The organism is Streptomyces misionensis (assembly GCF_007896895.1).
Lineage (GTDB): Bacteria > Actinomycetota > Actinomycetes > Streptomycetales > Streptomycetaceae > Streptomyces > Streptomyces misionensis_A.
This window is the reverse complement of record NZ_VOGW01000089.1, coordinates 10146-17240: the sequence shown is the minus strand read 5'-3', so window position 1 is coordinate 17240 and position 7095 is coordinate 10146. Positions and strand designations below refer to the sequence as shown.

5 protein-coding genes and 2 tRNA genes are annotated in these 7095 nt (G+C 72.1%); 5 read left to right on the top strand and 2 right to left on the bottom strand.

Annotated elements, in window-relative coordinates:
• The first annotated feature begins 310 nt into the window (after nt 1-310).
• The 3 genes from FRZ03_RS16195 (at nt 311) to FRZ03_RS16185 (ending at nt 3175) form a co-directional block, all read left to right on the top strand.
• Nucleotides 311-1540 carry a DUF3631 domain-containing protein gene (locus FRZ03_RS16195; RefSeq protein ID WP_146465866.1) on the top strand — a complete coding sequence of 410 codons (1230 nt, stop codon included), beginning with the start codon at nt 311-313 and terminating at the stop codon, nt 1538-1540.
• Between the two features lie 175 nt (nt 1541-1715).
• The gene (locus FRZ03_RS16190; RefSeq protein WP_146465865.1) at nt 1716-1913 is read left to right on the top strand and encodes a helix-turn-helix domain-containing protein; all 198 of its coding nucleotides are present in this window, start codon (nt 1716-1718) and stop codon (nt 1911-1913) included.
• Complete coding sequence (locus FRZ03_RS16185; protein WP_146465864.1) at nt 1913-3175, top strand: tyrosine-type recombinase/integrase; 1263 nt, start codon at nt 1913-1915, stop codon at nt 3173-3175. Before FRZ03_RS16190 ends, FRZ03_RS16185 begins: the two co-directional genes overlap by 1 nt.
• An 81-nt stretch (nt 3176-3256) precedes the next feature.
• On the opposite strand, the gene FRZ03_RS16180 is transcribed toward FRZ03_RS16185, so the two are convergent.
• Nucleotides 3257-3329, bottom strand: a tRNA-Arg gene (locus FRZ03_RS16180).
• A gap of 204 nt (nt 3330-3533) precedes the next feature.
• Nucleotides 3534-3624: transfer RNA gene (locus FRZ03_RS16175), tRNA-Ser, on the bottom strand.
• Between the two features lie 303 nt (nt 3625-3927).
• Between FRZ03_RS16175 and FRZ03_RS16170 the strand changes: the two genes are divergently transcribed.
• Nucleotides 3928-4329, top strand: coding sequence for an SSI family serine proteinase inhibitor (locus FRZ03_RS16170; protein WP_146465870.1), 402 nt, complete (start codon nt 3928-3930; stop codon nt 4327-4329).
• A gap of 179 nt (nt 4330-4508) precedes the next feature.
• On the top strand, nt 4509-7095 hold a 2587-nt coding region (locus FRZ03_RS16165; protein WP_146465869.1), incomplete at its 3' end, for a PAS domain-containing protein.

Genomic DNA, 7095 nt, shown 5'->3' with positions numbered 1-7095 from the left:
CCCCGGACCAGCCGCGCGCCGCCGAACAGGCCGGGCCCCCGATGGCCGTGGGCGAGCCGAAAGGCGCCGCCCGTAAGGGCGTCCGAACTGCTCTTCGCTCTGACCCGCACGCAGGCGACGGCCGGTACCCCGTCGCCTGGCTCCACATCAGTGCACCGCGCGGTGCCACACCGACCGCGACTTCACGGTGCCTGTGCGGGTGGGACCGCAGCGCGGTCGGACACCGCCGCGTGCTCGCCCTCATCGCCGACCACTCCGCTCACCGCACCACCTGCCCCCTGCGCACCAACCAGGAAGGAAGGGCCGCCGCATGACCCCCACCATCGACGGGGCCGCGCTGCTCGATGAGGTGGAAGCCTTCCACCGCCGCTTCAACGTCTTCCCCACCGAAGCCGCCTACGTCGCCGTTGCGCTGTGGGACGCACACGCGCACCTCATCGAGTGCTTCGAGACCACGCCCCGGATCGCGTTCCTTTCCCCTGAGCCGGGGTCGGGGAAGTCGCGGGCTCTGGAGATCGTGGAACTCCTCACCCCGCGCCCGGTCGCCACGGTCTCTGCGTCCGCGAACGCCTTGTACCGGCTGGTGGATTCCGCCGCAGGTCTGCCCACCGTGCTGTTTGACGAGGTGGACACCATCTTCGGCCCCAAGGCCGGCGCGGACGAGGCGCTGCGCGGCTTCCTGAATGCCGGATACCGGCGCACGACGGGCGCTCTGCGGTGCGTCGGCGAGGGCTCCAACCAGAACGCGCAGCTCTTCAACTCCTACTGCGCTGTGGCCATGGCCGGTCTCGGCTCGCTGCCGGACACCGTCCTGACCCGCTCCGTCATCATCCGCATGCGCAAGCGGGCACCGAACGAGAAGGTGGAGCCCTACCGCCAGCGCATCCACGAGAAGCAGGGTCACGCCCTCCGAGACCGCCTCGCCAAATGGGCCGACACCGTCCGCGACCAGGTCGCCGGGGCCTGGCCCGAGATGCCCGAGGGTGTCACGGACCGTCCGGCGGACGTGTGGGAACCCCTGCTCGCCGTTGCGGACGCGGCCGGCGGCCACTGGCCCGCCCGTGCCCGCACGGCCTGTCTGGAGCTGGTCAGCGCCGTACACGACAACGACGAAGCCTCCCTCGGGGTCCGACTGCTGACCGACCTGCGCGACAAGGTGTTCTGCGGCGAGGAACGCATGCCCACCGCCGCCATCCTGGAATGCCTGCTCGCCATGGAAGACGCCCCCTGGGGCGACCTGGACGACAAGCCGATCAACTCCCGCACCCTGGCCCGGATGCTCAGCCAGTACGTCACCCCGGCCAACAAACCGATCAAGCCACGCGGAATCCGCACCCCCTCCGGGTTCCCCAAGGGCTACTACGCGGAAGACCTCACGGACGCCTGGACGCGGTACTGCCCTCCACCCCCTGGAGAATCCGCCACGTCCGCCACATCCGCCACACCGCAGGTCAACGGGGGTGAATCCGTGGCGGATACCGCCACGGCCATCCGCCACACGCACGCGGAAACCGCCACACAGCCCACCCTCACCGGCTGACCCGTCCAGCCCCAACGGTGCCGCCACGCTCGCCCAGTGTGGCGGCACCTATCCGCCACAGCACCGCTATCCGCCACACGATCAAGACTCTGACCTGCGGTGTGGCGGCGTGGCGGACGTGGCGGATCTCCCAGAAGAAGACCGGAAGCCCCTGCCCTGTCTCGGAGGTCTCGACGTGCTCACCCTCGTCCCGAGCGAGCCGGAAGCGCTCACCGTGCCCGAGGTCATGAACGCTCTGCGGCTCAGTCGCAGCAAGGTCTACGACCTGATCCGCACCAAGCAGCTCCGCAGCTTCACGTCCGGCCGGTGCCGCCGCATCCCGGTCGACGCAGTCCGTCAGTACATGAACGACCGTCTGGAGGAAGCCGCCTGATGGCCAAGCGCCGCGCCAATGGCGAAGGAACGATCACGAAGCGGAAGGATGGCCGGTACCAAGCTGCCGCCTACGTCTACCGCCCCGACGGCACCCGCACCCGCAAGTTCGTCTACGGCAAGACCCGTGAGGAAGTCGCCGACAAGCTCACGGAGATGCAGGAGCAGACCCGGCAGGGCATCCCGGCGGCATCTTCCACGATGGCGTTCGGTGACTACTTGACGTACTGGCTCGCCGCCATCGCTCCCGAGCGGCTCAAGCCCGCGACGCTGAACAGCTACGAGGGTTTGTCTCGGCTCTACATCCGGCCCGCGTTGGGCAAGAAGCGGCTCAACCGGTTGTCCCCGGCAGACGTGCGCCGGTTCCTCTCCGAGTTCAAGTCGTCCTGCCTGTGCTGCCTTCGGGGAGCGGACAAGGAGCGCCCGGAGGACAAGCGCACGTGCTGCGCGGTCGGTCGGTGCTGCGAGCGGCGCCCGTCCGCGCGCACCGTCCAGTACGTGCACGCCGTTCTGCGGTCTGCACTGCAACAGGCCATCCGGGAGGAACTGATCGCGCGGAACGTGGCCCGGATTGTGGAGACCCCCACGGTGGAGCGCAAGGAGGTTCGCCCGCTGGATACTGGCGAGGCGAGAGCGCTGCTCAAGACGGCCCGGTCCCACCGCCTGTACGCACTGTGGCTGCTGCTGGTCTCCACCGGCCTGCGCCGCGGGGAGGTGCTGGGGCTCACCTGGTCGGACGTGGATCTGAACGCCGGGACGCTCCGCGTGCGCCGCAACGTGCAGCGCATTCGGCGGGAGCTGATCTTCGGCACGCCCAAGACGATGCGGTCCATCCGCACCGTCTCCCTGCCCCGGCGGTGCGTCCAAGCGCTCACGCAGCACCGCGTGGCGCAGGACCGGGAGCGTAAAATCGCGGGTCCGAAGTGGAAGCCGGCGGAGGGACAGCCGACGGGGCTCATCTTCACCACGTCCACGGGCAGGGTGATCGACCCACGGGGCCTGAACAGGATGCTGACCATCCTGTGCCGGGACGCCCGGGTGCCGCGGGTGCGGGTTCACGATCTGCGCCACACTTGTGCGTCGCTGCTGCTGGCCCAGGGAGTGGACGCACGCACGATCATGGAGACGCTGGGGCACAGCACGATCACGATGACGCTGGACACCTACGCGCACGTGATGGGGACGACGCTGCGGGCCGCCGCCGATCGAATGGACGACGCGCTGGGGCTGGACGGCGAGGAGGACGACGAGCCGGCCGCTTGAGCGGTGTCGCGCGGACGCGTTGATGTCACCCGTTGATGTCAAAGGCCCCGCTCGGATAACCGGCGGGGCCTTTGACCTGTGTGCACTCGGCAGGATTCGAACCTGCAACCTTCTGATCCGTAGTCAGATGCTCTATCCGTTAAGCTACGAGTGCTTGTTCTTTTGTTCTCGTCTCCGTTTCGGTTCCTTTCGGCCCGTCCCGGCGACAGGAAGAACATTACATGACTGCCGCCGCCATGTGAAATCCGATTGGCTCACCCCTCCTGACCTGCGGAAACGTCCAGGAGGGGGAGGTGGGCGAGGTGCGGGGAGGGAACGACGAAGCCCCGGTCCACAGGGACCGGGGCTTCGGTTGGGGCGGAGGCGGAGGGATTTGAACCCTCGATGGGCTTTAAGGCCCAAACCGCATTAGCAGTGCGGCGCCATAGACCGGACTAGGCGACGCCTCCAGCACAACCGCTCACGCGAGCGCGCGAGTGGTGCGTGCAGATGATGACACAGCCGAGGGGCCCGTCACCAATCGACCCCCACGGTACTAGGCAGGCGGGCCGCAGGGCAAAGGGCTTCTCGTGCCGGGGTGGCGCGCAACGTCTGCGGCGGTCGGGCGTTGAGGGGGCATGGGTTCATTTCCGTCGGGAGTGCCGGGCGGGGGGTGGCGGAGGGCCCGGGCCGGGCTCGCCGCCGCCGTCACCGTCGCCGTCCCCTTCCCCGCGTCCGTGTCCGTGGCTGCTTCAGCGGCCGTGTCCGTCTCCATGTCCGTCGTGGCGCCGGCCGCCGTACCCGCCGCGGCCGCCGTACCTGTCGCCGCCGTGCCTGCCACCGCGCCGGGCGGTGATCACCTCACCGTCGTCGTCCGGCACGCCGGGGCCGGGCGGGACGGCACGTACGAGGTGTTCTGTCATCCGAGCGGCGGGCGTCACCCGGATGTGGAGGGTGCCTGTCGGGAGCTTGACGCGCGGACGCAGTGGGGGCGGGACGTGTTCGCGCCGGTGCCGCCCGGGAGCGTGTGCAGCATGATCAACGGAGGGCCGGCCACCGCGCGGGTCACCGGGCGTTGGGCCGGGCGGCCTGTGGACGCCTCGTTCAGCCGCGGGAACGGGTGCGAGATCGCGCGCTGGGACCGGCTGGTGCCGCTGCTGCCGAAGATCACCTGAGCCTGGGCCAAAGGTCCGGTCGTCACGGCATCGGCGTCACTTCCTCGTGGGACCTCCCTCTCATCCGGCGCCCCCGGCACAACACGTGCGCATAGACTCCCTCGCGTGACACGTCGCGGGCCGGTTGGCAAGATGGCCCGAGCGGTCGGCAAGGTGCGGTAACAGGGAGGAAGCGTCTCGTGAGCAGCAGGCCATCCCGAGGCGCTGCTCGCCTCGCAGCCATACTCGACGCTCTGCCGGACGCGTTGGTCCTGGTCAACGCCAACGGAACCGTCGTCAACGCCAACATGATCGCGTTGGAGGCCTTCGAAACGCCGGGGACCGCGCTCGTCGGGCGCGGTCTGCTCGATCTGCTGCCCCAGTTCGACTCCCGGCTCATCCCCGGCTCCATGCGACGGCCCGGTCAGCGGGACCCGCGGGGCCGGACCAAGCCGGCCCGGATGGTCGCCCGGCGCACCGACGGGACCGAGTTCCCCGTCGAGGTCACCAGCGCGAACCTGGAGAACGGGCAGCAGGCGTACGACGGTTACGGCTACACGGGCGACGAGCTGCTGATGATCGTCGTCCGGGACCTGTCCGGGACCGTCGACACCGAGGCGGAGCTGGCCCGCTCGCAGCGGCAGACCGAGATGATCCTGCGGGCCGCGTCGGAGGGCGTCGTCGGCACGGACACCGACGGGCGGATCGTGCTCGTCAACCCGGCCGCCGCGCAGATCCTCGGCTACCGGGCGGGCGAGCTGGGCGGCAAGGAACTGCACGACCTCGTCCTGCACTCGCGGGCCGACGGCTCCCCCTTCCCGTACGCCGAGTCGCCGCTCGCCGACACCCTGCGCTCCGGGCGCAAGCACCGGGTGCGCGGACAGGTGCTGTGGTCCAAGGGCGACAAGAAGGTCCCGGTCGACCTGACCACCGCTCCGGTGCGCGACGGGGACCAGCTCGTCGGCGCCGTGATGACCTTCGCCGACCGGCGGCCCTTCGACGCCCTGGTGGAGGAGAAGGAGGCGCTGGAGAAGGCGCACGCGGAAGAGCTGGAGAAGCTCTCCGAGGAGCACGCCTCCGACCTCACCGCCCTGCGCCAGCGGCACGCCACCGAGGTGGAGGAGCTGCGCGAGAAGTACGACGCCGAGCTGGCCGGGCTGCGCGAGAAGCACGCGGAGGAGCTGGCCGCGGGCGAGGAGCGGTACGCCGCGCTCGGCGAGCGGGAGAAGGACCGCTACGAGGCGCTGGCGGGCCGGCACGATCAGCTGCTCACCCTGCTCGGGCGGTCGCTGCGCGGACCCCTGGACGAGCTGCGGCGCGAACTGGCCGCCCTCGCCTCGGACGACGCCGGGCAGCTGTGGCCCGAGGCCAACCAGGTGCTGCACCACCTGTCCGCCGGGTACTCGCGGATCACCACCCTCATCGACAACGTCCTCGCCTACCAGCGGATCGACGCGGGCGGCGAGGACATCACCCGGACGAAGGTGATGCTGGACGCCGTCGTCGCCGCCGGCATCGACGGCGCGGTGGAGCTGATCGGCCCCGGCCGGGTGCAGTTCGCCGTGCACGCGCCGCCCATCGAGGCCGAGGTCGATCCGCAGCGGCTCGCCACCGCGCTGGCGCATCTGGTGGCGGACGTCGCGGGGGTCGACGCGACCGGCAACGCGCCCGTCTCCACGGGCGGTTACCTGGACAACACCGTGGTCGTCGCCGCCGCGCAGCGCGGTGAGGTGGCCCGGATCGAGGTGCGCGGGCCGTACGCCGGCGGAGACCCGGTGCACGAGCCGATCGTGCGCGGGATCGTGCGCGCCCACGGCGGAGTGCTCCAGACGCACGAGGTGCCGGGCATGAGCGGCAGCGCGTACGTCCTGGAGGTGCCGCTCGGGGCGGGCGCCGGGGCCGTCGCCGCGCCGGTGGCCGAGCCCGCGCCGATCGAGCCCGCGGAGGAGTACGAGGACGGTACCGGCGGTGGCCGGCGACGGGCCCGGCGCGGGTCCACGGACTCCTTCCTGGACGGCGGTGACCTGCCGGGCGCGGCTGCCGACGGGACGGAGGCGCCCGTACCGACCGGGCGGCGGCGCAGGCGCGCGGGCGCGCCCGCCGACGAGACCGGCTCGGTTCCGGTCGAGGACCCCCAGGCGACCTCCGGCGGGACCGGGCGGCGCCGGGGACGGCCCGCCGACCTGCCCGTCCGCGGCCGTGCCGACGAGGTGAGCGAGGGTGCCGTGGTGACCGCGGCCGAGCATGCCGCGGGGGCCGCCGCCTCCGGTACCGGGCTCGGCGGCACCGTACCGCCGCAGGGCGTGCCCGCGCCCGCCGGACGACGTGCCCGCCACGGCTCGGAGACGGCCGCGCAGGCCGCCCTGCCCGCCGCGCTGCCCGCGGCCGGGGACGACGAGGACACGGACGAGGAGGGCCGGCCCACCGGACGGCGCCGGCGCGCGCTGGCCGCCGCGGCCGAGCGGGCCGCCGCGCAGGAGTCGGCCGCCCGTACGGTCTTCGCCCTGCCGCCCGCCACGGCCGACCGCGCCCCGCAGGCGCCGGCCCCGGCGGCCCCGGGCCTGCCCGGCCAGGTGCGGGTGCCCGCGCAGCCGCCGCTGAGCGTGCCCGGCGAGGACGGGCGGCACGACGCCGTGCCGCTGAGCCAGGCCGCCGACCACACCCCGCCGCAGCCGCATCCCACCAGCGCCCCGACCGGGCGCCGCCGCCGGGCCGTCACGCCGCCCGCGCCGGCGCCGGCGCCGGACACCGAGGGCCGGGGCATCCCGCACCAGGCCGGACCGGCCG